This window comes from Kineococcus sp. GCM10028916 (assembly GCF_042674865.1).
Classification (GTDB): domain Bacteria; phylum Actinomycetota; class Actinomycetes; order Actinomycetales; family Kineococcaceae; genus Kineococcus.
Genome location: NZ_JBHTFM010000020.1, coordinates 235,495 through 258,574, shown reverse-complemented (window position 1 = coordinate 258,574; position 23,080 = coordinate 235,495). Strand labels below are relative to the sequence as shown.

Below are 23,080 nucleotides of genomic sequence, written 5' to 3'. Positions count from 1 at the left end.
TCGCCGGGGTCGCGGTTCAGTCCGCCTCGACGGCGAGTTCGGCCCAGATGGTCTTCCCGTCGTCCCCGACGAGAACTCCCCAGGCGTCGGCGACGGCTTCCACGATCCCGAGTCCCCTGCCGCCCAGGGCGTCCGGCCCGGCCGTGCGTTCCTGGGGGTGGCGGGGCGAGGAGTCGTGCACCGAGATCGTGAGCCGGCGTGCGGCACCGTCGAAGCGCAACGAGAGACCGGCACCGCCGCCGGTGTGCACGAGGGCGTTGGTGACGAGTTCGGAGAGCACGAGTTCCGCCTCGTCGAGGAGTTCGTCGGTGGACCAGGCGAGGAGCCGGTCGCGGAGGAACTCCCGCGCCGAGGCGACCGCGCGGATGTCCGGGGGCAACCAGAGGGAGGCGTCGAGCCGGCCCGAGTCCGTGCCCGTGAACGTCGCGACCAGCATGGCGGCGTCGTCCGTCAGGGCGTGCGGGATCGCGGCCATGATGGTGGAGGCGAGCCGTTCCGCGGGTTGGTCGGGCTCCTCCCGCAACGTCGTGCGCAGCGTGTCCCGCAGGGTCGCCTCGCCGACCTCGGAACCCTCGCCGAGGACCTCCACCACCCCGTCGGTGTGCATCACCAGAGCGCTGCGGCCCAGCAGGCGGTACCGGGTCACCGGGTACTCCGCATCTGCCAGGACCCCGAGCGGGGGACCGGGGTCGACGTCGATCTCGCGGTACCCGGACTCGTCGACGACGAGGGGCGGTGGGTGGCCCGCCGTCGCGACGGAGAGGAGGCCCGTCGACGTGTCCAGGCGCGCCAGGCAGCACGTCGCGAACAGTTCCGCGCCGAGTTCCAGCAGCAGCCGGTTCGTGCGTCGCAGGACCGTCGAGGGGTCGTGGCCCTCGCTGACGTAGGCGCGCACCGCCGTCCGCACCTGACCCATGAGCCCGGCCGCGCGGGTGCTGTGCCCCTGCACGTCGCCGATGATGAGGGCGACGTCGTGGCCGGTCTGCACGGCGTCGTACCAGTCGCCGCCGATCTCGGAGCCGGCCAGCGCCGGGGCGTAGCGCGCCGCGACCTGCAGGCCCTCCTGCTGGGGCAACCACGTCGGCAGCAGACCGCGTTGCAGGTCACGGGCCAGGGTGGCGAGCGCCTCGTGCGACGTCGCCAACTGCGCGCGCGAGGACCGTTCCGCGTCGAGCAGCTGCGCCCGCTCCAGGGCCACCGCCACCTGGGAGGCGACGGCGGCGAACAGCTCGAGGTCGGCGTGCTCGAGGGGGGAGCGGTCGCCCCAGCCGACGCTCAACGCGCCCAGGACCTTCTCCCGCCCCGCCAGCGGGACGACGAGCGTGACGCCGATCTGCTCCGGCTCGACCCCGGCCAGGTCCCGGTAGCGAGCGATGTCGTCCCCGCTCACGACGACCGGTGCGCCCGTGCGGACGGCTTCGGAGATCGGGTTGTCCGACGAGCGCGGCACCCGGCGGAGCCGGTCGTGCTCCGGCGGCAGCGGCGGCATGCCGTCACCGCGCAGTTCCTCGCCCTCGAGCACGTAGACCCAGGAGGAGCGGCAGTCGAGGACCTCGATGACCGCGGCCGGGATGCGCTGGGTGATCTCCACGGCCGTCGCGCTCGTCTGCAGCAACCCGGTGACGCGTTCCAGCAGGGTCGAGCGGGTGGCGGTGGCGGCGGCGAACCGTTCCGCGGCGCGGAGCAGCGTCGCCTCCAGCGCCATCCCCAGTGCCGACGCGACGATGCCCGCGGCCGCTTCCTCGTCCGCGGTGAACGGGTCGGTGCGGGTGAGGACGACCGCGCCCCGGGTCGAGGACGTCGAGAGCGGCGCGACGACGACGTGCGCAGGGACCTCGGCGATGCCCGGCAGCGTGGTGCCGTCGCACCGGGCGACGGACGCGGCCGCCGCCTCGGCCGCGAAGGGCGGGTCGGCGACCTCGAGGAAGGCGTCACCGTCGACGAGGTAGAGCGGAGGGTGGGGGGACGCCCCCGCGAACCAGACGACGCAGTGGTCGGCGCTCAGGGCCTGGCGCCCCGCCCGCGACGCGGTGCGCAGCAGGCCGCGCAGATCGCCCGCCGTCTCGTGAGCGTTGATCGCCCGGAGGTAGGCGTGCAGGCCGTGGAGCACCTCGGCACCGTACCCACCCCGGCTGTGCTTCTCGCGTCGGTCGGTGGCGATCGTGTCGGGGGGTCAGGCGGGAGGGGCGAGGCTGGAGGGTCCGCCGGAGAGGACGGCGGCCGCCAGCGCCCGTGAGGCGGGACGGTCCTGGGTCTTGGGGTTCGTGAGCAGCACGAGGTCGATCTGGCCCAGTTCCGGCAGCTTGTGCTGGGGGCCGAGGGTCACGAGCTGCACGGGCACCAGCGAACTGGCCAGGCAGGAGACCCCGATGCCGGCGGCCACGGCCGCGATGAGGCCGTTGACCCCGCGGCAGACGCAGGCCGAGCGGTAGCCGATGCCGACGCGGTCCAGCGCCTCGTGCATCGCGGCGCCGCTCAGCGAGGGGGAGGGGTAGACCGCCAGGGGCACCGGCTGGCTCAGGTCGAGGCGGGTCTGGGGGTTGCCGACCCAGACCAGCCGCTCGCGCCGGACGAGCTTCCCCTCCCCGGAACGGGGTGGTCGCTTGCCGATGAAGATGTCGAGCCGGTCGTTCTCGAGGCGGCGGTGCAGGGTTCCGGACTGGTCGACGGTGAGTTCCAGGTCGACGCGCGGGTTCTCCGTCCGGAAGTCGCGCAGGATGTGCGGCAACCGGGTCAGGGCGAGGTCGTCGGACATCCCGATCCGCAGCCGACCCACCGGCCGGGCCCCCGTGAAGTACGCCGCGGCCTGTTCGTGGGAGGCCAGGATGGAGCGGGCGAACCCGATCATCGCCTCACCGTCGGGGGTCAGCGTGACGGAGTGGGTGTCGCGGTGGACGAGGTGACGGCCGACGGAGTCCTCCAGCTTGCGGACGTGCTGGCTGACCGTCGACTGGCGGACCCCCAGCCGGGCCGCGGCCTGGGTGAACGAGTGCGTCTGCGCCACAGCGAGGAACGTGCGCAGCTGAACCGGCTCGAACGTCCCCGTGGGCACCTGGCCTGCGGTCATGGTCCTCCGCCCCGTCGCGGGTCATCACGACACGTGATGACTGATAAGCCGTCAACCGGGCTGCAGCATAGCGCTGTGTCGGCCGATGATGGTGACGCACAGTGGTCGGAACCAGATGGTCAGTTCGAGAGGTACTCAGGTCGTGACACCGGCAGCCGCCGAGGCAACTGCAGATCCCACCGGAACCACCGCACGAGAGTCCAGGGGCCGAGCGACGTTCGCCGCCCTGCGCGTCCGCAACTTCCGGATCTACGCCACGGGGCAGGCCTTCGCCAACACCGGCGTCTGGGTCCAGAACATCGCCCTCGACTGGCTCACGCTGGAACTCACGCACTCCCCGGCCGCCGTCGGCATCACGATGGCGCTGACCTTCCTGCCCATCCTCGTCTTCGGGATGTACGGCGGGATGATCGCCGACCGCTACCCCAAGCGGAACATCCTGCTCATCACCCAGCTGTGCAGCGCGAGCATCGCGACCACGCTGGCCGTGCTCACGATCAGCGGGAACATCACCGTCGGGGCCATCTACGCCCTGGCCGTCGTCACCGGGTTCGTCATCGCCCTCGACAACCCCACCCGGCAGGCCTTCGTCGGCGAAGTCGTTCCCGCGGAGCACATCCGCAACGCGGTCGCGCTCAACGCGGCGGTCTTCCAGACGACCCGCCTCGTCGGCCCCGCCGTGTCGAGCGTCCTCATCGGCACCGTCGGATCCGGCTGGGCCTTCGCCGTCAACGCCCTGCTCTACGTCGGCCCGACGATCACCCTCGCCAGCATGAACACCGCCGAGCTGCGCCCGGTCATCGCACTGCCGCGCGCCAAGGGGCAGCTGCGCTCGGCCCTGCGCTACGTCGCCGACCGACCGCACGTCGGCTGGACCATCGCCCTCGTCGGCGTCTTCGGCACCTTCGGCCTGAACTTCCCGGTCGTCCTCACCGCGATGGCCTCGGAGACCTTCCACGCCGGCGCCGGGCTCTACGGCACCTTCAACATCGTCCTGGCCGTGGGATCCATCGCCGGAGCGCTGATCGCCGGCGGACGCAGCCACTCCCGGCTGCGGTTGATCCTCCTGCTCGGAGCGGCGTTCGGCGCCGCCCAGACCCTCGCCGCGTTCGCCCCGAACCTCGCGACGTTCATGGTGGTGCTCGTCGTCATGGGCGTCACCAACCTCGCCTTCCAGGCCATCGCGAACTCCTCCGTCCAGCTCTGGGTCGACCAGGAGTACCGCGGCCGCGTCATGGGTCTCTACGTCCTCGTCTTCATGGGCGGCACCCCCATCGGCGGACCGATCGTCGGCTGGATCACCGAGCACGTCGGGGTCCGCGCCGGGATGGCCGTCTGCGGACTCGTCCCGCTGGCCGTCGCCGTCGCGATGGCCGGTGTCCTGGCCGCGCAGCCCGTCCTCGCCCGTCGTCGGGAGTCCGCGGCGGCGCTCGCCGGGTGACCCCGGGCGGGCCTTCCGCCGTGGTGGTCGTGCGAGTGCAGCGGAAGACCGTCCCCGCGCTCAAGGCGGCCACGAAGATCCCGATACACCCAGGGTGTCGCTCCGCTCCACGCCGATCTCGAGGTGGAGTGCGCCCCGGTGCGTCCTCACCGTCGCGGTGCTCGGCTGGATCGCCTACGCGCTGCTGACCCTGCTCGTCCACGACGCCGGACGAGCCCTGGACACCTGGCTCGGGTCCGCGGTCGAACTCCTCGCCGTCGCCGGGATGTGGATGCGGACCCGGATCGCCGACGGCGAGGCACGGGCCTGGCGGGAGTTCGCCGTCGGCTGGTCGATCTACACCGCCACCGAGATCGCCGTCGACGTCCTCGACACCGTCAACGGCAGCGACGTCGCCCTCACCGCCCTCGAGGCCGGCTACGTCGTCGGGTACGTGTTCTGGCTGCGGGCCGTCGGGCGGCTGCTCTGGCCGCACCGGGTGCAGCGTCGCGGGTACGCCCTCGAGGTCGTGACCGTGCTCGTCCTGCTCGCCGGTCTGGTGACCCGCTTCGTCGCCGCCCCGCTCGCCGCCCTCACCGGGATCCCCGCCTTCGACGCCGGGTGGTGGCTGTACCTGCCGTCGGGGGACCTGATCCTCGCCGTCTGCGCCGTCGTCGTCGCCGCCACCAGCGGCAGCGACCGCCGCTGGTGGGTCCTGGCCGGCGGGCTCGCCGTCTTCGACGCCGGCGACATCGGCTACTCCGCCGTGCTGCTGGCCAGCGGCGGAACCGCCCCGACCTTCGGGATCGGGTTCGACGTCGCCTGGGTCGGTGGTCTCCTCGCCGTCGCGATCACCGCCTGGATGCCGGCGCGCCCCGTCCGCACCACCCACCGCGACGGCCGGACCCTGCAGGTCGTCCCGCTCGTCACGGTCCCCGGGGCCGCGCTGCTGCTCTTCGCCGTCGCGATCGGCCGTCCCGACCCCCTCACCGCCGGCCTCGCCCTCGTGGCGCTCGCCGGCGGCATCGGGCTCTTCGTCGCCGGGCAGCGGGACCTGCTGGACCTGGAGCGCTTCCGACGCGCCGCGCTCGTCGACGACCTCACCGGTGCCCCGAACCGGCGGGCGCTGCTGGAGGAGGCCGACCGGCGGGTCGGGGAGGGCGGGGACCTCGTCCTCGCCCTCTTCGACCTCGACCGGTTCAAGGCCGTCAACGAGTCGCTGGGTCACGCGGCCGGCGACGACCTGCTGTGCCAGGTCGTCGCCCGGTTGCGTTCCGCGCTGCCGTCCGAGGCGGTGGTCGCCCGGCTGGGTGGCGACGAGCTCGCCGTCCTGCTGCCCTGTGACCTCGCGACCGCCACGGAAGCGGTCCGGGCCGCGCACTCCCGCGTCAGCGGCACGTACTCCTTCGACGGTCAGCGCATCCACGTCGGGTGCAGCGTGGGGGTCGCCGCCCACCCCGGTCACGCCGGGACCGCGGCCGAACTCCTGCACGTCGCCGACCTCGTGCTCATCGCCGCCAAGCGGCACGGTGACCGGGTGGAGGTCCACTCCGCCGCGACCTCCGGCGGACTCTCCGGAGAACTGCTCCTCGTCGAGCAGCTGCGGATCTGCCTCGACCTCGACACCGAGGCCGACGCGGACGACCGGCTGCGGGCCGGGGCGCTGCTGCTGCACTTCCAGCCGCAGGTGCGCACCGACGACGGCGAGGTCGAGGGGGCCGAGGCCCTCGTGCGCTGGCAGCACCCCGACCACGGACTCCTGCCTCCGCTGACGTTCCTCGGTCTGGTGGAACGGCACGGGCTCATGCACGCCCTCACCGCCTGGGTCATCGACGAGGCCGTCCGCGTCGCGGCGACCTGGCACCGCGACGGCCGTGCGGTGCGGGTCGCCGTCAACCTCTCCGCCACGAACCTCGGGGACGTCGACCTGCCCGCCCGGGTCGCCCGGGTCCTGCAGGCCCACGGCGCGCCGACCACGGCCCTGGCGCTCGAGATCACCGAGACGGTCGCGATGGAGGGTTCCGGGGTGAGCCTCGCGGTGCTGCGGGAGTTCTCCGAGATGGGGTTGTCGCTGAGCATCGACGACTTCGGGACGGGCTACTCCTCGCTCGGGTACTTCCGCCAGCGCGAGTTCGACGAGGTCAAGCTCGACCGCAGCTTCGTGACGGGGATCGGCACCGACCCGCGCGCCGAGGCCGTCATCGTCTCGACCATCGAGCTCGCGCACCGGCTCGGGGCGCGGGTCGTCGCGGAGGGTGTGGAGGACGTCGACACCCTCCGCGAACTCGCGCGCCTCGGCTGCGACCTCGTGCAGGGCTACCTGCACAGTCCCGCCGTCCCGGCCGCCCAGTTCGAGCGGTGGTGCGACGAGCGCCGCGCGCAGGTCACCCTGGACCCCCGGCCCTAGTCGAACCGGATCCGCCCGGCCTCCCGGTGCCGCACCGCCTCCGCCAGCCGGGCCTGCACCCGCGCGAGCGGCACCCGGACGGCCGGACGGCCGATGGCGAGGGTGTCCGCCGCGACCTCGGCGTCGCCGACGACCGCGACGACGGGCACGCGCCGGGCGCGGGCGTCCCGGATCCGGCGGGGCAGCGGGCCCTCGTCGACCACGTCGACCCGCACCCCCGCGAACCGGGCGGCCAGGGCGCGGGCGTGCTCGCCGTGCCGGTCACCGCTGACGGGCAGCAGCCGGAGCTGGACGGGTGCGAGCCAGAACGGGAGCCGGCCCTCGTCACGTTCGAGCAGCATCGCCACGAGGCGCTCCATGGAGCTCAGCAGAGCGCGGTGAACCATCACGGGACGGTGCTTCCGGCCGTCCTCGCCGACGTAGTGCAGGTCGAACCGCTCCGGCTGGACGTGGTCGACCTGGACGGTCGAGAGGGTCTCCTCGCGACCGGCCGCGTCGGCGACCTGCACGTCGATCTTCGGGCCGTAGAACGCGGCCTCGCCGACGCCGATCTCGTACTCGGCGTCGCCGAGGGCCTCGCGCAGTTGGTCCTCGGCCCGCTGCCACAGACCGTCGTCGCCGAGGTGGCCGCTACCGGGCCCGCGCACGGACAGGCGCAGCCGGCGGATCTCCAGACCCAGCACGGCGTAGGCCTCCTGGATCGCGTCCAGGGCGGTCCGCACCTCGGCGACGACCTGGTCGGGTCGGCAGAAGACGTGGGCGTCGTCGAGGCTGATCTGGCGCACGCGGCGCAGCCCGACGAGGACGCCGGAGAGTTCGCTGCGGAACATCGACCCGAGCTCGGCGTAGCGGACCGGCAGGTCGCGGTAGCTGTGCGGGCGGGCGGCGTAGACCTGGGTGTGGTGCGGGCAGTTCGCCGGTCGCAGGACGAAGTCCTCGTCGCCGACCCGCACCGGCGGGAACATGTCGGCGGCGAACTTCTGCCAGTGCCCCGAGCGTTCGAAGAGTGCGCGCTTCGCGAGGACGGGGGTGTGGACCCGCCGGCAGCCGCTGCGCAGCGAGAGTTCCAGGGCGAAGCGTTCGAGTTCTCCGCGGACGACACCGCCGTCGGGCAGCCACAGCGGCAGGCCGGGCCCGACGAGGGGGGAGGTGTCGAAGAGGTCGAGTTCGCGGCCGAGGACCGAGTGGTCACGGGACAAGGGGTTCTCCTCAGGGTGGAGGGGAACCTGCCGGTGGCACGAGGAGAGCCCCGGGGAGGTCCCCCGGGGCTCGGAAAGTCGGATCAGCTCAGCGCTGTCCGCGACGCCGGAGGTGCACCGGCGTCGTCGTGTCGGACGGACTGAACTTCACGAGTCCGAGGGTGCCACGATGTGGTGGTGGACGTCGAGGGGTTTCCGGTGCTGCGCTTCGACCCGGCGGACCCCGCCGACGCGGACGAGCTGTTCCCGATCATGTCCGACCCCGCGGGCTGGTGGTTCGACCCGTCGGGTCGCCACGTCGAACCCGCGACGACCCGCTCCTGGCTGGAGCGGGCGGCGGCCCGGTGGTCCAGCGACGGGTTGAGCTACTGGTCGGTGCGCCTGGACGCCACGGGGGAACTCGTCGGCGTCGGCGGGGTCCAGAAGCACCGGACCGGGATGTGGAACCTGTCGTACCGCATCGCCGTCCCCCACCAGCGGAGGGGTTTCGCCGTGGCGCTGGGCCGGGCCGGGCTGGACGCCGCCCACGCCGCCGAACCCGAGACCGTCGTCGTGGCCTGGGTCCTGGAGACCAACGAACCCTCGCGCCGGGTCGCGCACCGCCTCGGGCTGCGCCCGGAGGGGCCTCGGGTGGACGCCAGCGACGGCGTGGTGCGGATCGCCTACGTCGACCGGGAACTCAGCCCAGGGCCCGGCGCAGGGCGTTGACGCCGAGTTCTGCGGAGGTCCGGGCGACGGTCGAGGTCGCCACCATCTGGTAGCCGTGGAACGCGCCGGGGTAGACGTGGAGTTCCGTCGGGACCCCGGCCCGGACGAGGCGCAGCGCGAACTCGACGTCCTCGTCGAGGAAGAGGTCGAGGCTGCCGACCTCGAGGAACGTCGGTGGGAGCCCGGTCAGTTCCTCGGCGCGGGCGGCCGCCGCATAGGGGGAGACCCCGTCGCTGCCGGGTTCCGCGCCCAGCAGTGCGCGCCAGCCGAACGCGTTCGAGGCGCGGGTCCAGACGAACTCCCCCGTGGTCGGGTTCGCCTCCCGGGTGACCGTCCGGTCGTCGATCATGGGGAAGACGAGGTACTGGAACGCGACGGGAACCTCGCCCCGGTCGCGCGCGAGCAGGCCGAGCGCCGCGGCCAGCCCGCCGCCGGCGCTGCCGCCCCCGATGGCGATCCGGCTGCGGTCGACCCCGAGGTCGTCGGCGTTCTCGTGCAGCCAGCGCAGCGCGGCGTAGCAGTCCTCGACCGGCCCGGGGTGCGGGTTCTCCGGGGCCAGTCCGTAGTCGACCGAGACGACGACCATCCCGACGCCGAGGGCGAGCTGGGCGGCGTTCAGCTGGTCGGCGTCGGCGCTGCCCACGACGTAGCCACCGCCGTGGATCCACACCAACGCCGGGGCGCCCGCGGGTAGTGCGGTGGGCCGGGTCACCAGGACCCGGACGTCGGGGGCGCCGTCGCGCGGGACCCGGACCTCGTCGACGGTGAGTCCCGGCGGGAGCTCCGGCAGGGGCAGCTGCGCCGCCGCGGCGCGCACCGCGGGGAGTTCCTCGACGGTGAAGTTCCGGGCCGGCAGCAGGTCGAGGATGTCGCGGAGTTCGGGGTCGACCAGGTGGAGCGTGCTCACGGTGTTTCCTCCTGAGGGGTGGGGGCGAGGACGTGGAACCCGGCGGTGCCCGTGACCGTGCGGTAGGGCTCCGTCGGGAAGACCAGGTGGGTGCTCGAGGTGCCACCGGCGAACACCTCGACCGAACAGCGGTCGAGGTGGACCTCGAGCGCCTCGGTGCCCGGCGGCAGCGGGGAGCGGGTGACGCGGGGGAAGAACGGGTGGAAGTCGACGAGCCCGGAGGTCCGCCGGTCCACCACGAGTTCGTGCCCCTCGACGGCGACGCGGAGGACGTTCTCGCCCGCGCTGAACTCCCAGGAGGCGTCGCCCGCGAACCGGCAGACCACGACGCAGTCGGTGCCGGGGAGTTCCCCGACCTCGTGGACGAGTCGTCCGGTGACCTCCTCCGGAACCCGTTGCCACAGGGTCGGCGATCCGTCGACGGTGCGCAGCGACAGTTCACGGGGCAGCGTCATCGCGCCCCGCCACGGGGTGGTGGGGGTCGAGCCCGCGTAGTCGGGATTGGCCATCCAGCCGAGCAGGACCCGGCGGCCGTCGGGTGCGTCGGTCCAGGTCGCGGCGGCGTAGACGTCCGGGCCGGCGTCCAGGCTCCGCGGTGGGCCGACGTCGAGGTGGACCCCGTCGAAGGAACCGACGCGGTACACGACGTCCGGCCCGTCGGGGCCGTTGACGCTGAGCAGCAGCACCCAGCGGACGTCGTCCGGGGCCTCGGAGTCGTCACCGTCCAGGGGGAGCGGGAACAGGTCGGGGCACTCCCAGATCCCGGTGGTCGTGCCGTCGTCGAAACTGCTCAGGAACTCCCAGTCGAGGAGGTCCTCGGAGCGGTACAGCACGACGACGCGTTCGTCCGCCTCGACGGCGACCATCACCCAGTGGTCGTCGTACCGGAACACCTTGGGGTCGCGGAAACCCGTCGACGCGCGGTCCAGGACGGGGTTGCACGGGTCCTTCGCGAACGTCACGCCGTCGCTGCTCCAGGCGAGCGACTGCGCCTGCCTCCCGTCGTCGTGGGCGCTGGTGTAGATCGCCGCGATCCGCGACCCGTCGACCACCGCGCTGCCCGAGAAGATCGCCTCGGGACCCTCGTGCGGGATCGCCAGCGGCAGCCGGTCCCAGTGCACGAGGTCCGCGGAGGAGGCGTGACCCCAGGACATGTTCCCCCAGTCCGGCCCCTCGGGGTTGTTCTGGAAGAACAGGTGCCAGCGGCCGTCGTGGAAGAGCAGCCCGTTCGGGTCGTTCAGCCACGTGTCCTCGGCGGTGAAGTGCACGTGCGGGCGGAAGTCCACGCCGCGAAGCTACCCGTCGCCTCGGGGAGAGGAACCAGCGGTCAGGCGGTGGCGATAACGGCGGCGAGCAGCGCCGTGCGTTCCAGCAACCCCGACACCGTGGCGTGCTCGGACCGGGCGTGCGCACCACCGCCGACCGCGCCGAGGCCGTCGAGCACGGCAGCCCCTGCGGCAGAGGCGAAGTTGCCGTCGCTGGCCCCACCGACCGCGATCTCGGCGAGGTCGATCCCGAACCCGGCGGCCACGTCGCGGGCGCGTTCGTAGAGCGCGGCGGTCCCCTCCGTGCGGACCATCACGGGACGGTTCCACCTCCCGGTCAGTTCGTAGCTCACCCGCTCGTCACCGGTGTCGAGGTTCGCGAGGACGCCGTCGACGCGCGTCTGCTCTGCCGGGTCGGTGACCCGGACGTCGAGGCTCGCCCAGGCCGTGCCGGGGGTGACGTTGGGGCGGCTGCCCCCCGTGACGACCCCGACGTTGAGCGAGGTCCCGGCGTCGAGGTCGGTCGCGGCGTGGACCTGCGGGACGATCCGGGCCAACGCCAGGACCGCGCTCGCCCCGGCGGTCGGGTCGAGGCCGGCGTGCGCCTCGACGCCGGTGAGGTGGACCTGGAAGAGGCCGACCCCCTTGCGGGCCGTCTTCACGGCACCCCCCGGCCCGCTGGCCTCGAGGACCAGGACCTCGGCGGCGGAACGGGCGACGTCCTCGATGACCGTGCGGGCCACCGGCGAACCGACCTCCTCGTCGCCGTTGAGCAGCAGGCGCACGGTGCGTCGCGGAACCCCGAAGTGCTGCAACGCCTTCAGCCCCCAGACGAGCTGCACGAGACCGGACTTCATGTCGAACACCCCGGGGCCGCGCAGGACGTCGTCCTCGACGGAGAACGGCATCCCCGCCAGGGTTCCGACCGGCCAGACCGTGTCGTAGTGGGCCAGCACCGCGACGGGCGCGCCGGGTAGGTCGCCGGGCAGGTCCAGCACGACGGTGTCGCCGTGCTCCCCGCCGTCCTGCACGGTCCGGGCGGAGGGTTCACCGAGGTGGCCGGTGATCCACGCCTCGACGAAGGCGAGCCCGCGCTCGAGGGCGGACCGGTCGTCGGAGGGGGTCTCGATCTCCACGTAGGCGCGCAGTTCCGCCAGCATCTCGTCGCGGTGCCCGTGCACCCAGGCGGTCAGGTCGGCGGCGGGGACGGTCAGCGGCCAGGTCGCGGAGGACGTCACCCGGCCCATCCTGCCGCTCAGCCGGGGAGCAGCGCCTCCAGCAGGCTCGTGAGTTCGGTCTCCACCTCGTCGAGCGGAGCCGTCGAGCGGTGGCCGCGGGCCAGGATCAGCGCCCCCTGCAGGGAGGCCTGGACGAGGGTGGCCAGGGTGGCGGCACGGGCGGCGGCCAGGCCGCCGTTCTCGAGGACGGCGGCGAGGTCGTCGTGCCAGGCGCCCGCGTACTCCGAGACCACGGCCCGCAGCGCGGGGTTCGCGACCGAGGTGTCGACGGTCGTCGCGGCGAACGGGCAGCCGCGCCGGAAGTCCTCCGCCACCAGCAGGTCGCGCCAGCTCGCGAGGATCCTGCGCACCGTCGTGACCGGGTCGGCGCCTTCCGCGCGGGCGGCGCGGACGGTGCGCCGGCTCGCGGAGTCGGCCTGGGTCAGCGCCTCGGCGACCAGCTGGTCCTTGCCGCCGGGGAAGTAGTGCTGCAGGGAACCGCGGGGGGCGCCGGCGTGGGCGACGACGTCGCGCAGCCCGACGCCGTGCACGCCGCGTTCCTGGATGAGTTCGCGGGCGCTGGCGACCATCCGCTCCCGCGCCGTGGCGGTCTTCGTCGTTGTGTCCATGACAGTCGTCATGCTACAACGTCCCCATGAGATATGACAGTCGTCATAGCGCGAGGGACCGCAATCCGTGGTGGACGGTGGCGGTCGCCTGCCTCGGCATGACGATGAGCTTCCTGACCATCACGGCCACCCTCACCGCGCTCTCCTCGATCACCTCCGACCTGGGGCTCGGGCCGGTGGAACTCGTGTGGACCAGCAGCGCCTACGCCCTGGCCCTCGCCGCGTTCGTGCTGTCCTCGGGCGCGCTCGGCGACCTCTTCGGGCGCCGGACCGTCCTCCTCGCCGGGACCGCGGTGCTCGGGGCAGGAGCCGTCCTCACCGCCTCGGCCGGCAGTGCCACGGTGCTCATCGTCGGCGAGGTGGTCATGGGGGCGGGGGCCGCGCTGATCGTCCCCAACAGCCTCGCGATCGTCTCCGGTGCCTTCACCGACCCGCGCCGCCGCGCCTCGGCCGTGGGGGTCTGGGCCGCCTGCTCCGGGATCGGCCTGGCCGTCGGGCCGATCGCCGCCGGCCTCCTGCTGTCCGCGTTCAGCTGGCACGCCGTGTTCCTCGTCGACGTCGTCGTGGCGGTGCTCGTCCTCGCCGCCGCCCCCTTCGTCGTCCCGAACACCCGGGTGGCCGGTCGCGGGATCGACCTCCCGGGGACCGCGCTCGCGACCCTCGCCGTGGCGGCCCTCGTCGTCGGCGTCGTCGAAGGTGGCCGCTCCGGGTTCGGGTCCCCGGTGCCCGTCCTCGGGTTCGTCCTGGCCGTCGCGGCCGGGGCGGGTTTCGTCCTCGTCGAACGGGTCGTCGCCCGACCGGTCGTGGACCTGGCGGCCTTCGCCGCGCCGCGCACCGTCGGAGCCCTGCTCGTCTCGGCCGTGGCCCTCTTCACCTTCACCGGGCTGGGGTTGCTGACGACGCTGGAGATGCAACGGGCGCAAGGGCTGTCCGCCCTCGCCTCCGGGGTCCGACTGCTCCCGCTGATGGCCGCCTACGTCGTGGCCAGCTCGCTGGCGGCGCTCGCCGTCCGGCGTGCCGGGATCCGGCCGGTCGTCCTCCTCGGACTGTTCGCCACGGTCGTCGGGACCCTCGTCCTGCACCAGACCGGACCGGGGAGCGCCTACGCGTCGACCGCCGTCGGGTTCGTCCTCGTCGGTTCCGGCCTCGGCCTGCTCATCGCCCCGACCACGGCGCTCGTCGTCGGCAGCGTCCCGGCCGAGCGGACCGGGATGGCGGGGTCCGCCGTGACCACCGTCCGCCAGGTCGGCGGCGCCCTCGGGGGGAGCGTCCTCGGGACCGTCGTCACGAACCGCCTCGCCGGCCACCTCGCCGACGGTGACGCCGCGCCGCTCGCCCTCACCTCCGCCGTGCACGACGGGTTGCTCGTCGCCGCAGGCGTCCTCCTCCTGACCCTCCTCGCCACCGCGGTGCTGTTGCGCGCACCGCGGGCCTCGACCACCACAGCGATCGAAACCCCCGAAGGGATCCCAGCGTGAAGATCGACGGAACCACCGCACTCGTCACCGGCGGACTGCGTGGCCTCGGCGCCGCGTTCACCGCCGAACTCCTCGCCCGCGGTGCGCGGAAGGTGTACGCCACCTCGCGCGGCAGCGCCTCGCACGACGACCCCCGGGTCGAGACCGTCGCGCTCGACGTGGACGACGCCGACGCCGTGGCCGCGTTCGCCCGGACCGCGACCGACGTCGACCTGGTGGTGAACAACGCGGGGCTCGCGACCGGCTCGGACCTGCTCACCTCACCCCTGGCGGACATCCGCCGGGAGTTCGAGACGAACGTCTTCGGGGTGCTCCACGTGGCCCGCGCGTTCGCCCCCGTCCTCGCCGCGAACGGTGGCGGCGCCCTGCTGGACGTGCACTCGGTGCTGTCCTGGGCCACGACCGGTTCGGGTTACGAGGCCAGCAAGGCCGCCGCCTGGGGGGTGACCAACGGGCTGCGGGCGCTGCTCGCTCCGCAGGGGACCCTGGTGACCGGGTTGCACCTGGGCTACACCGACACGGACATGACCGCCCACCTCGACGTCCCCAAGAACGACCCGCGCGACGTCGCCCGCGCCGCGCTCGACGGGATCGAGCGCGACGCGACCGAGGTCCTGGCCGACGAAGTGTCGCGGCAGGTGAAGAGCCTGTTGTCCGGCGATCCGGCCGCCCTGGTGCTCTGAGCGGGACCTCCTCGTCGGGCGCCCCGGGCAGGCCCGCTGGACGCGCCCCGGAGTCCGCGCGCGACCCTGGGGCCCCCGTGTTCCCGCACCGTCGCCCGACGAGGAGCTGTCCCCGTGTCACGTCCCACCCCCGACCTCCCGGCCGCCGGAGCCGTCCTGCCCGCCGACGCCGATCGCGCCGTCCTCGTCGGACGCCTCCACGACCCGGACGTGGCCGGCCCGTGCGTGGTCGTCGTGCGCGGCGGTCGGGCCCACGACATCACCGCGGTCGTGAGCACGGTCAGCGAACTGCTCGACCGCGAGGACGTCGTCGAGCTCGTCCGGGCGGCACCGGCGGGACGGAGCTGGCCCGTCGACGACCTGCTGGCCGCGACCACGGCCGGCCACCGCGACCGACCGCACCTGCTGGCCCCGGTGGACCTCCAGGTCCTCAAGGCGGCCGGGGTGACCTTCGTCTCGAGCATGCTCGAACGGGTCGTCGAGGAGCGGGCGGCCGGCGACGCCACCCTGGCCCGCGAGGTGCGTGACCGCCTCGCCGAGGTCATCGGCGGGGCGATCTCCTCGGTGCGGCCGGGATCCCCCGAAGCCGAGCGGGTGAAGCAGGTGCTCCGCGCGGAGGGCCTCTGGTCGCAGTACCTGGAGGTCGGGATCGGGCCGGACCCGGAGATCTTCACCAAGGCACCGGTCCTCTCCGCCGTCGGCACCGGGGCGACGATCGGCGTGCTGGCCCGCTCGACCTGGAACAACCCGGAGCCGGAACTCGTCCTGGTCGCGTCCTCGCGGGGGCGGGCCGTCGCCGCCACCCTCGGCAACGACGTCAACCTCCGGGACTTCGAGGGCCGCAGCGCCCTGCTCCTGACCGAGGCCAAGGACAACAACGCCTCGTGCGCGATCGGGCCGTTCCTGCGGCTCTTCGACGAGGACTTCACCCTGGCCGACGCCGTCGCCCAGGACGTGCAGCTCACCGTGCGCGGGCGGGACGGCTACACCCTGAACGGCGTCAACTCCGTGAGCGAGATCAGCCGGGCACCGGAGGAACTGCTCGCCCACGCCTGGGGCCCCCACCACCGCTACCCCGACGGGTTCGTCCTCTTCACCGGGACGATGTTCGCTCCCACCGAGGACCGGGACGCACCGGGCCAGGGGTTCACGCACGCTCCGGGCGACGTCGTGACGATCAGCTCGCCCGCCCTCGGCACCCTGGTCAACACGGTGGACACCGCGGAGAACGCCCCCGACTGGACCTTCGGCATCCGTGAGCTCATGCACAACCTGGCCGCCCGCGGCCTCCTGGGCGCCCCCGGGGCCGCGGGCTGAGCGGTGCGCGCGCTCAGAGGTCGGGGGCGGCGAGGACCTCGTAGGCGTCGAGTTCCGCCAGGAACCCCTCGCGGACCTCGTCGCTCGCCCAGGAGACCTCGATCGCGTTGCGCTGCAGCTGGATGAGGTCGTCGAAGTCGAGGGCCGCCGCGCGGGTGAGGGCGATGAGGTTCTCGGTGACGTAGCCGCCGAAGTAGGCGGGGTCGTCGGAGTTCACCGTCACCTTCACCCCGCGGCGCAGCAGGTCGGCGATGACGGGGGCCTTGGAGTCGTCGGTGACGAACGAGTTCGAGATCGGGCAGCAGGTCAACCCGATCCCGCGCTCGGTCACCAGGGCGAGCAGGCGCGGGTCCTCGACGACGTTCGTGCCGTGGTCGATGCGGTCGACCCCGATGTCCTCGATCACCTGGCGCAGGTGCTCCGTGGTGTTCTCCTGGTCGATGTCGCAGTGCGCGGTGAGCCTGAACCCGGCCGCGCGGGCCTTCGCGAAGAGGTCCGCGAACTTCGCGGGCGGGTTGCCGCGTTCGTCGGAGTCCAGACCGATCCCGACGATCTGCCCACGGAAACCCATCGCCGCCTCGATCGTGGCCTCCGCGCTCTCCAGCGGCAGGTCCCGCACGATGCAGAGGATCAGGCCCGCACTGAGCCCGAACTCGCGCTCCGCCTCGAGCACGGCGTCGTGGTAGCCGAGGACGACGTCCTCGAAGGCCACCCCACGGGCCACGTGCACCTGCGGGTCGAAGAACACCTCCGCGTGCCGGACGTTCTGCGAGGCCGCCTTGCGGAAGTACGCCATCGCCAGGTCGCGGAAGTCGGCCCGGGTCACCAGGACGTCCATCGCCGGGTAGTACACGCCGAGGAACGAGGCGAGGGAGTCGAAGACGTAGGTCGCGCGGACCTCCTCCACGCTCTGCTGCCCGATGTCGATCCCGTTGCGACGGGCGAGTTCGAGCTTGAGGTCGGGTTCCAGCGTCCCCTCGAGGTGCAGGTGCAGCTCGACCTTGGGGAGTCGGGCGGTGAAGGCGGCGTGGTCCGCGACGTCGTTCATGGCCGTCATCCTGCCCGCTGGCCCGACCCCCGGCGCGCCCGCCGGTCCCGGCTCCGCGCAACACGAACGCAACACGACGGCAACGCGCGGAGCGATCGCGGCACCGAGGATCGGAGCCCCGACGTCCGTCCTCCACCCCGCGACCGAGAGGCCTTCGATGACCCAGCCCCGCCCCCGCCGCGGCGTCCTGCCGGGTCCTGCCGGCGGTCACCCCGCATGAGCGGGGCACTCGTGGAGACCGGGCCCCCGCGGACGACGGTCCACGAACGCGTCCGCCGCTCGCTGCGCGACGACATCCTCTCCGGCGTCCGGAAGCCGGGGGAGCACCTGCGGCAGAGCGCCCTCGCCGCCGACCTCCAGGTGAGCGTCGCCCCGGTGCGGGAGGCGCTGCGCGACCTCGCGGCGGAGGGCTACGTCCGCTTCGACCCGCGTCGCGGCGCGACGGTGCGGTTGGTGGACCTCACGGAGCTCCTCGAGATCCGGATGCTCCTCGAGGCGGTGGAACCGCTGGTGGCCCGGTTGGCCGCGGAACGCGTCACGCCCGAGGAACTCGCCCGGATGCGTTCGGTGCAGGAGCGCCTGGAGCAGGTCCGGACCCCCGAGGAGCACGCCCCCCTGGACGCCGCCTTCCACGACCTCCTCACGGCGGCGACCCGGTCCCCGCGGCTGCAGGCGCTGGTGGAGTCGCTCAACGGGTCCTGGCACCTGGCCGTCGCCGCGGCCCTCGACGCCGTCCCGCACCGCGTCGAGGAGGCCGTCGCGGAGCACCGCCCCGTCCTGGCGGCCCTCGCGGCGCACGACGCCGAGGCGCTCGCGAGCGCCTGCCTGGCCCACCGGCGTCCCACGTGGGACGCCGTCGAGGCCGTCGTCCGCCGGCGGGCGCAGGACCGCGCGCTCCCGGGGCGTTCCTGATGGCGGGCCCCTCCTCCCGTGGGATCCGGTCGGTGGCGGCGTCGGCGTCGGCGTCGGTGACGTCCGCGCTCCACCCGACCCCGGGCGGTCCGGCGGACGTCGAGCTCGATCCTCGGCTGAGCGATCCCCAGGCGGCCCGGCTGGTCGCCCGCCGCGAGCGGGAGACGGGTCGGCTGGTGCCGCGCCACCTGGCCGGCATCGCGGTGGCCCGGGCCCGGGCCCGGCAGGACGCGCCGGGACCGGTGGAGGACGCCGCGCTCGTGGTGCGTGACGTCACCGTCCGCGGGGCGGCCGGTCCGCTGCCGGCGCGCACCTACCTGCCGCGCACCGGGAGCCGGGCCAGCGTGCTCTACCTGCACGGTGGGGGGTGGGCGCTGGGGGAGCGCGACGTCGACGACTCGCTCTGCCGCGCGATCGCGACGGGCGCCGGGGTGGCGGTGCTGAGCCTGGGGTACCGGCTCGCGCCGGAGCACCCCTACCCGGCGGCGCTCGAGGACTCCGCGACCCTGCTGGGTGCGCTGGCCGACGGGGACGTCGAAGGGTTCGGGGGGCCGCTCGTCGTGGCGGGTCTCGGCGCGGGAGGCCAGCTCGCGGCCGTCCTGGCGTTGCGCTCGCGGTCGGGTTTCGTCCCGCCGATCGTCCACCAGTCGTTGTTCTGCCCCGTCCTGGACTGCGACCTCGACCGGCCGTCCCACCGGGAGTTCGGCCAGGGCCTGGGACTCTCCCTGGAGGACCTGGCGTGGTTCTGGCGGATGTACGTGCCGGACCGCGCGACGCGTCGCCGTCCGGACGTCTCGCCGCTGCGGATCCCCGACGCGAGCGGCCTGGCCCCGGCGACGGTCGTCGTCGCGGGTGCGGACCCGTTGCGCGACGAGGCGTGCGAGTACGCCGAGCGGCTGCTCGCGGCGGGGGTGGACGTCCGTCGCGTGCTCGTCGAGGGGGTGCCGCACGGTTTCGTCGCGGTACCGGGCCTGGTGAGCGCCGCCGGTGCGGTGCGGGCGGCGACGGACCACCTGGCCGCCACCCTCGACCGCCGTCCGCCCGCGGGACCACGGGTCGTCGACCTGCGCGACCGGGCCGTCACCCTGCCCACGACGGGGGTCCCCGCAGGTGGGGGGCCGGCGGCGGGCAGGTGAACCGGGCGGAGGCCGACGGACCGGCGGAACGGCCCCACGGCGACGCAGAGTAGGGCAACATCTCTCTACGTGAGGGTCGTCTCGTCAGGTGCCGTGCTGCGGGTCCCGCAGCCGCGCGCTGCGGACGTCCGGCACCCGGTCACCGGGGAGGGCTGACGCGTGGCGCAGGAGTTCCCGGTCGACGCCGTGACCCTGCGACGGGCCAACCGGGCGAGCTGGGTCCTGCTCTTCGCGGCCCTGGCCTACGGGGTGGTGTGCCTCGGCGTGGCCCTCGGACTGCTCCCCTCGGGCAGCGGCCGCTTCGCGGACGCGACCTTGGGCAACGGCGTCGAGGTCGCGGCCCTCGTGGCCCTGGGGTGGCGGGCCTGGCACTGCCGGCGGATCAGCCCGTTCTGGGCCGTGCTGGCGCTCGGGGTGGGGGCGTACTGCGCCTCCGAGATCGCCTTCGACGTCGCCGAGGCGGTCCTCGGTCGCGGGGTGCGCGGGATCACCGGGCTGGAAGCCGGCTACGTGGTCGGCTACGGGGCCATGCTCGTCGCGATCGTCCGGCTGGTCTGGGTGGGGGCGAAGCGCTGGCGCGTCGGGTACGTCGCCGAGGCCCTCGGGATCGTCCTGCTCGTCGCGGCCCTCGCCCAGGAGTTCCTGGTGCGGCCCCTCGTCGGTGCCAGCGGGCTGCCGTCCGCAGCGGTCACGACGTGGGTGATGCTCGTCGTGGTCGACGCGCTCCTGCTGGTGGGCAGCGTCCTCACCGCCCTGCGCACGGGCGGGCGCTGGTGGTTGCCCGCCGCGGCCTTCGCCGCGTTGGTCGCGTCGGACACCACGTTCGCCGTCGTCTCGATCGCCGGCCGCTACGCCCCGGGCAGCGGCGTCGACGGGATCGCCGTCGTCGGGATCGCCCTGCTCGGGGTCTCCGCCCTGCAGGTCCGGACGGCCGTCGGCCCGCGCACCCGTTCCCGGATCTCCATCGTGATCACGCCCGCGGTCGTGCTGCCCGCCTGCTTCGCGTTGCTCGTCGTGGACCACGTGCACCCGTTGACGGGCTCGGCGATCTGGCTGGCCGCGGGGGCCGCGGCCGCCGCCGTCGTGCGGATGGTCCTCTCGCAGCAGGAACTCCTGGAACTCGCGACCCTGCGCCGCGAGGCCCTCACCGATGACCTGACGGGCATCGCGAACCGCCGGGCGCTGCTCGCCGACCTGGAACGGCGGTGCGCGAGCGACCAGCCCTTCGGTCTCGCGCTCGTCGACCTCGACCGGTTCAAGGAGGTCAACGACGGCCTCGGGCACGCCGCCGGTGACGAGCTCCTGCGCCAGGTGGTCCGTCAGCTCGTCCAGGCGGCCCCGGCAGCCGTCCTGGTCGCCCGGTTGGGCGGGGACGAGATCGCCCTGCTGATCCCCGACGCCGACCCGGCGAGCGCCGTCGCCGACGCCGTCGCCCTGCACACCGCGATGGTCCGTTCCTACGACCTGCTCGGGCACCGCGTCCACGTCGCCGCGAGCATCGGGGTCGCGGGCTACCCGCACGACGCCCAGCGGCCCTCCGACCTGCTGCGCTGCGCGGACATCGCCATGTACGAGGCGAAGACGCTGGGCGGGCGGGTGTGCGCGTTCGGGTCGGGTGAACCCGGGGGGACCGCCCGCGGCCGGGGCAGCCTGACCCTCATGACCCAGCTGCGCTCCGCCCTGGGCCTCGCCGACCCCGGTGAGGTGCCCGGGGCCTGCGGGCACCTGCGCGTGCTCTTCCAGCCGCAGCTCGACGTCGCCGACGGCGCCGTCGTCGGAGCCGAGGCCCTGGTCCGCTGGGACCATCCCGACCTGGGCCTGCTCAGCCCCGTGGAGTTCCTCGACGAGGCCGAACGGCACGGGCTGATGGGCCACCTCACCCACCGGGTCCTCGACGACGCGCTCGCCGCGGCGGCGTCCTGGCGCGTCGAGTTCCCCGGGTCGCGGTTGCGGCTGGCGGTGAACCTCTCGGCGACGAACCTGCTCGACGTCGACCTGCCCACCCGGGTCGCGGAACTCCTGGGTCGGCACGCGGTGGAACCCGCCGGGCTCGGTCTGGAGATCACCGAGACGGTCCTCATGAGCCGGTCCCCCCGGACCCGCTCCGTCCTGGACGGTCTGCGGGAACTCGGGGTCGCGTTGTCGATCGACGACTTCGGGACGGGGTACTCCTCACTGGCCTACCTCAAGGAACTCCCGGTGGCCGAGGTGAAGCTCGACCGGGGTTTCGTCGCCGACATCGCCCGCGACCCGCGCTCGGCCGCGATCGTCGCCTCCACCATCTGGCTCGGGCACGAGCTCGGGGTGCGGATCGTGGGGGAGGGGGTCGAGGACCTGGCGACGCTGGAGGTCCTGCGCGAGATGGGCTGCGACACGACGCAGGGGTTCCTGCACGCCGAACCCCTGTCGGCCGCGGCGTTCCGCGACTGGCTGACGGTCCGCCTCGCCGGGGTGGGGAGTGCCCCCTAGGGTTTCGGCATGACCCAGGTACCTCTCGTGAAGTTGCACGACGGCGTCGAGATCCCCCAGCTGGGGTTCGGCGTCTGGCAGGTTCCGCCGGAGCAGACCGCGGAGGTCGTGCTGCAGGCCCTGCAGGCCGGCTACCGCCACATCGACACCGCCGCCGGGTACGGCAACGAGGCCGGTGTCGGTGACGCCCTGCACGCCAGCGGGATCCCCCGCGAGGACGTGTTCATCACCACCAAGCTCACCAACGAGGAGCACGGCCGGGACAAGACCCTCGCGGCCTTCGACGCCTCGATGTCCAAGCTGGCGCTCGACTACCTCGACCTCTACCTCATCCACTGGCCGACGCAGGCCGACGACTACGTCGAGACCTGGAAGGCGTTCGAGGAGATCAAGGCGTCGGGACGCGTCCGCACCATCGGCGTCTCGAACTTCCAGAAGACCCACCTGCGCAAGCTCCTCGACGAGACCGGCACCGTCCCCACGGTCAACCAGGTCGAGGTCCACCCCTACCTCGTCCAGGACGACCTGCGGGCCTTCCATGCCGAGCACGGCATCGCGACCGAGGCGTGGAGCCCCCTGGCCCAGCGCCTCGACCTCGTCGCCGACCCGGTCGTCACCGGCATCGCGACGGAACTCGGTCGCACCCCGGCCCAGGTCGTCATCCGCTGGCACCTGCAGCAGGGCAACATCGTCATCCCCAAGTCCGTGACGCCGGAACGCATCGTCTCGAACTTCGACGTCGTCGGCTTCGAGCTGAGCGGTGACCAGGTCGCGGCGATCAGCGGGCTCGACCGGGCCGAGCGGACCGGGCCGGACCCGGACGTCTTCGGCTGAGGACCGCTCCCCGGTCACTGCAGGGCGAGCTCGAACCAGACGGTCTTGCCCGCCCCCGCAGCGTCCGAACCCCACCGCAGGGCGAGGGTGTCGACGAGCGCGACACCCCGCCCTCCGGTGGCGGTCGGGGGAACGTGGTGCACCTCCGGCGTCCCCGGCCCGCCGTCGCTGACCGAGACCCGCACGGACCCGACCGCGCGGCGCAGGCGCACCTCGATGGGCTCCCCGCCGTAGCGCACGGCGTTGGTGACCAGTTCCGTGGTGAGCAGCTCCAGCGTCTGCCGGACGCGGGTCGGGAGGTCCACGGCGGCGAACTCCTCGCGCAGCCAGGACCGGGCACGCCGAGCAGCCGACGGGTCAGCCCGCAGCTCCAGACGCGTCATG

At 73.6% G+C, this 23,080-nt stretch carries 19 protein-coding genes; 10 read left to right on the top strand and 9 right to left on the bottom strand.

Annotated features, from left to right (window positions below; translation table 11 throughout):
* Nucleotides 1-16: 16 nt before the first annotated feature.
* Nucleotides 17-2,110 (bottom strand): SpoIIE family protein phosphatase, encoded by a 2,094-nt coding sequence (locus ACFQ46_RS21790; protein WP_380262005.1) that lies wholly within the window; start codon nt 2,108-2,110, stop codon nt 17-19.
* A 63-nt stretch (nt 2,111-2,173) separates the two neighbouring features.
* Nucleotides 2,174-3,067, bottom strand: coding sequence for a LysR family transcriptional regulator (locus tag ACFQ46_RS21785; RefSeq protein WP_380262003.1), 894 nt, complete (start codon nt 3,065-3,067; stop codon nt 2,174-2,176).
* A 142-nt stretch (nt 3,068-3,209) separates the two neighbouring features.
* Here ACFQ46_RS21785 and ACFQ46_RS21780 point away from each other — a divergent pair, with 142 nt between their 5' ends.
* Together ACFQ46_RS21780 and ACFQ46_RS21775 are read left to right on the top strand one after the other, a co-directional pair.
* On the top strand, nt 3,210-4,508 hold the full coding sequence (locus tag ACFQ46_RS21780) for an MFS transporter (protein ID WP_380262001.1): 1,299 nt from the start codon (nt 3,210-3,212) through the stop codon (nt 4,506-4,508).
* A gap of 94 nt (nt 4,509-4,602) precedes the next feature.
* Nucleotides 4,603-6,894 carry a putative bifunctional diguanylate cyclase/phosphodiesterase gene (locus ACFQ46_RS21775; protein WP_380261999.1) on the top strand — a complete coding sequence of 764 codons (2,292 nt, stop codon included), beginning with the start codon at nt 4,603-4,605 and terminating at the stop codon, nt 6,892-6,894.
* On the opposite strand, the gene thrS is transcribed toward ACFQ46_RS21775, so the two are convergent.
* Nucleotides 6,891-8,093, bottom strand: coding sequence for a threonine--tRNA ligase (gene thrS / locus ACFQ46_RS21770; RefSeq protein WP_380261997.1), 1,203 nt, complete (start codon nt 8,091-8,093; stop codon nt 6,891-6,893). The genes ACFQ46_RS21775 and thrS overlap by 4 nt on opposite strands.
* A gap of 177 nt (nt 8,094-8,270) precedes the next feature.
* Here thrS and ACFQ46_RS21765 point away from each other — a divergent pair, with 177 nt between their 5' ends.
* Entirely contained in the window at nt 8,271-8,801 is a 531-nt protein-coding gene (locus tag ACFQ46_RS21765) for a GNAT family N-acetyltransferase (RefSeq protein WP_380261995.1), read from the top strand.
* Here the strand turns inward: ACFQ46_RS21765 and ACFQ46_RS21760 are convergent.
* The 4 genes from ACFQ46_RS21760 to ACFQ46_RS21745 are packed head-to-tail and all read right to left on the bottom strand — an operon-like array spanning nt 8,773 to nt 12,819.
* Nucleotides 8,773-9,708: an alpha/beta hydrolase gene (locus ACFQ46_RS21760; RefSeq protein WP_380261993.1), complete on the bottom strand. Its 936-nt coding sequence runs from the start codon at nt 9,706-9,708 to the stop codon at nt 8,773-8,775. The two genes, ACFQ46_RS21765 and ACFQ46_RS21760, sit on opposite strands and share 29 nt — an antisense overlap.
* Entirely contained in the window at nt 9,705-10,994 is a 1,290-nt protein-coding gene (locus ACFQ46_RS21755; RefSeq protein WP_380261991.1) for a glycoside hydrolase family 32 protein, read from the bottom strand. The genes ACFQ46_RS21760 and ACFQ46_RS21755 overlap by 4 nt, the downstream gene beginning before the upstream one ends.
* A 41-nt stretch (nt 10,995-11,035) precedes the next feature.
* Complete coding sequence (locus ACFQ46_RS21750; RefSeq protein ID WP_380261989.1) at nt 11,036-12,211, bottom strand: M20 family metallopeptidase; 1,176 nt, start codon at nt 12,209-12,211, stop codon at nt 11,036-11,038.
* 17 nt (nt 12,212-12,228) lie between these two features.
* Nucleotides 12,229-12,819: a TetR/AcrR family transcriptional regulator gene (locus tag ACFQ46_RS21745; RefSeq protein WP_380261987.1), complete on the bottom strand. Its 591-nt coding sequence runs from the start codon at nt 12,817-12,819 to the stop codon at nt 12,229-12,231.
* Between the two features lie 77 nt (nt 12,820-12,896).
* Here ACFQ46_RS21745 and ACFQ46_RS21740 point away from each other — a divergent pair, with 77 nt between their 5' ends.
* From ACFQ46_RS21740 to ACFQ46_RS21730, 3 genes are all read left to right on the top strand, one after another.
* Complete coding sequence (locus ACFQ46_RS21740; RefSeq protein WP_380261985.1) at nt 12,897-14,297, top strand: MFS transporter; 1,401 nt, start codon at nt 12,897-12,899, stop codon at nt 14,295-14,297.
* Nucleotides 14,294-14,980, top strand: coding sequence for an SDR family oxidoreductase (locus ACFQ46_RS21735; protein ID WP_380261983.1), 687 nt, complete (start codon nt 14,294-14,296; stop codon nt 14,978-14,980). Before ACFQ46_RS21740 ends, ACFQ46_RS21735 begins: the two co-directional genes overlap by 4 nt.
* A 114-nt stretch (nt 14,981-15,094) precedes the next feature.
* Complete coding sequence (locus ACFQ46_RS21730; protein WP_380261981.1) at nt 15,095-16,297, top strand: fumarylacetoacetate hydrolase family protein; 1,203 nt, start codon at nt 15,095-15,097, stop codon at nt 16,295-16,297.
* 13 nt (nt 16,298-16,310) lie between these two features.
* Here the strand turns inward: ACFQ46_RS21730 and add are convergent, their stop codons facing one another.
* Nucleotides 16,311-17,345 carry an adenosine deaminase gene (gene add / locus ACFQ46_RS21725; RefSeq protein WP_380261979.1) on the bottom strand — a complete coding sequence of 345 codons (1,035 nt, stop codon included), beginning with the start codon at nt 17,343-17,345 and terminating at the stop codon, nt 16,311-16,313.
* Between the two features lie 216 nt (nt 17,346-17,561).
* On the opposite strand from add, the gene ACFQ46_RS21720 reads away from it, so the two are divergent.
* From ACFQ46_RS21720 to ACFQ46_RS21705, 4 genes are all read left to right on the top strand, one after another.
* On the top strand, nt 17,562-18,257 hold the full coding sequence (locus ACFQ46_RS21720) for a GntR family transcriptional regulator (RefSeq protein WP_380261977.1): 696 nt from the start codon (nt 17,562-17,564) through the stop codon (nt 18,255-18,257).
* Nucleotides 18,258-18,313: 56 nt separating this feature from the next.
* A complete protein-coding gene (locus ACFQ46_RS21715) occupies nt 18,314-19,393 on the top strand; it encodes an alpha/beta hydrolase (RefSeq protein ID WP_380261975.1) in 1,080 nt (359 codons plus the stop codon).
* Nucleotides 19,394-19,552: 159 nt separating this feature from the next.
* Nucleotides 19,553-21,862: a putative bifunctional diguanylate cyclase/phosphodiesterase gene (locus tag ACFQ46_RS21710; protein ID WP_380261973.1), complete on the top strand. Its 2,310-nt coding sequence runs from the start codon at nt 19,553-19,555 to the stop codon at nt 21,860-21,862.
* Nucleotides 21,863-21,871: 9 nt separating this feature from the next.
* Nucleotides 21,872-22,696 (top strand): aldo/keto reductase, encoded by an 825-nt coding sequence (locus tag ACFQ46_RS21705; protein WP_380261971.1) that lies wholly within the window; start codon nt 21,872-21,874, stop codon nt 22,694-22,696.
* 14 nt (nt 22,697-22,710) lie between these two features.
* On the opposite strand, the gene ACFQ46_RS21700 is transcribed toward ACFQ46_RS21705, so the two are convergent.
* Nucleotides 22,711-23,079, bottom strand: coding sequence for an ATP-binding protein (locus ACFQ46_RS21700; RefSeq protein WP_380261969.1), 369 nt, complete (start codon nt 23,077-23,079; stop codon nt 22,711-22,713).
* Nucleotide 23,080 lies beyond the last annotated feature (1 nt).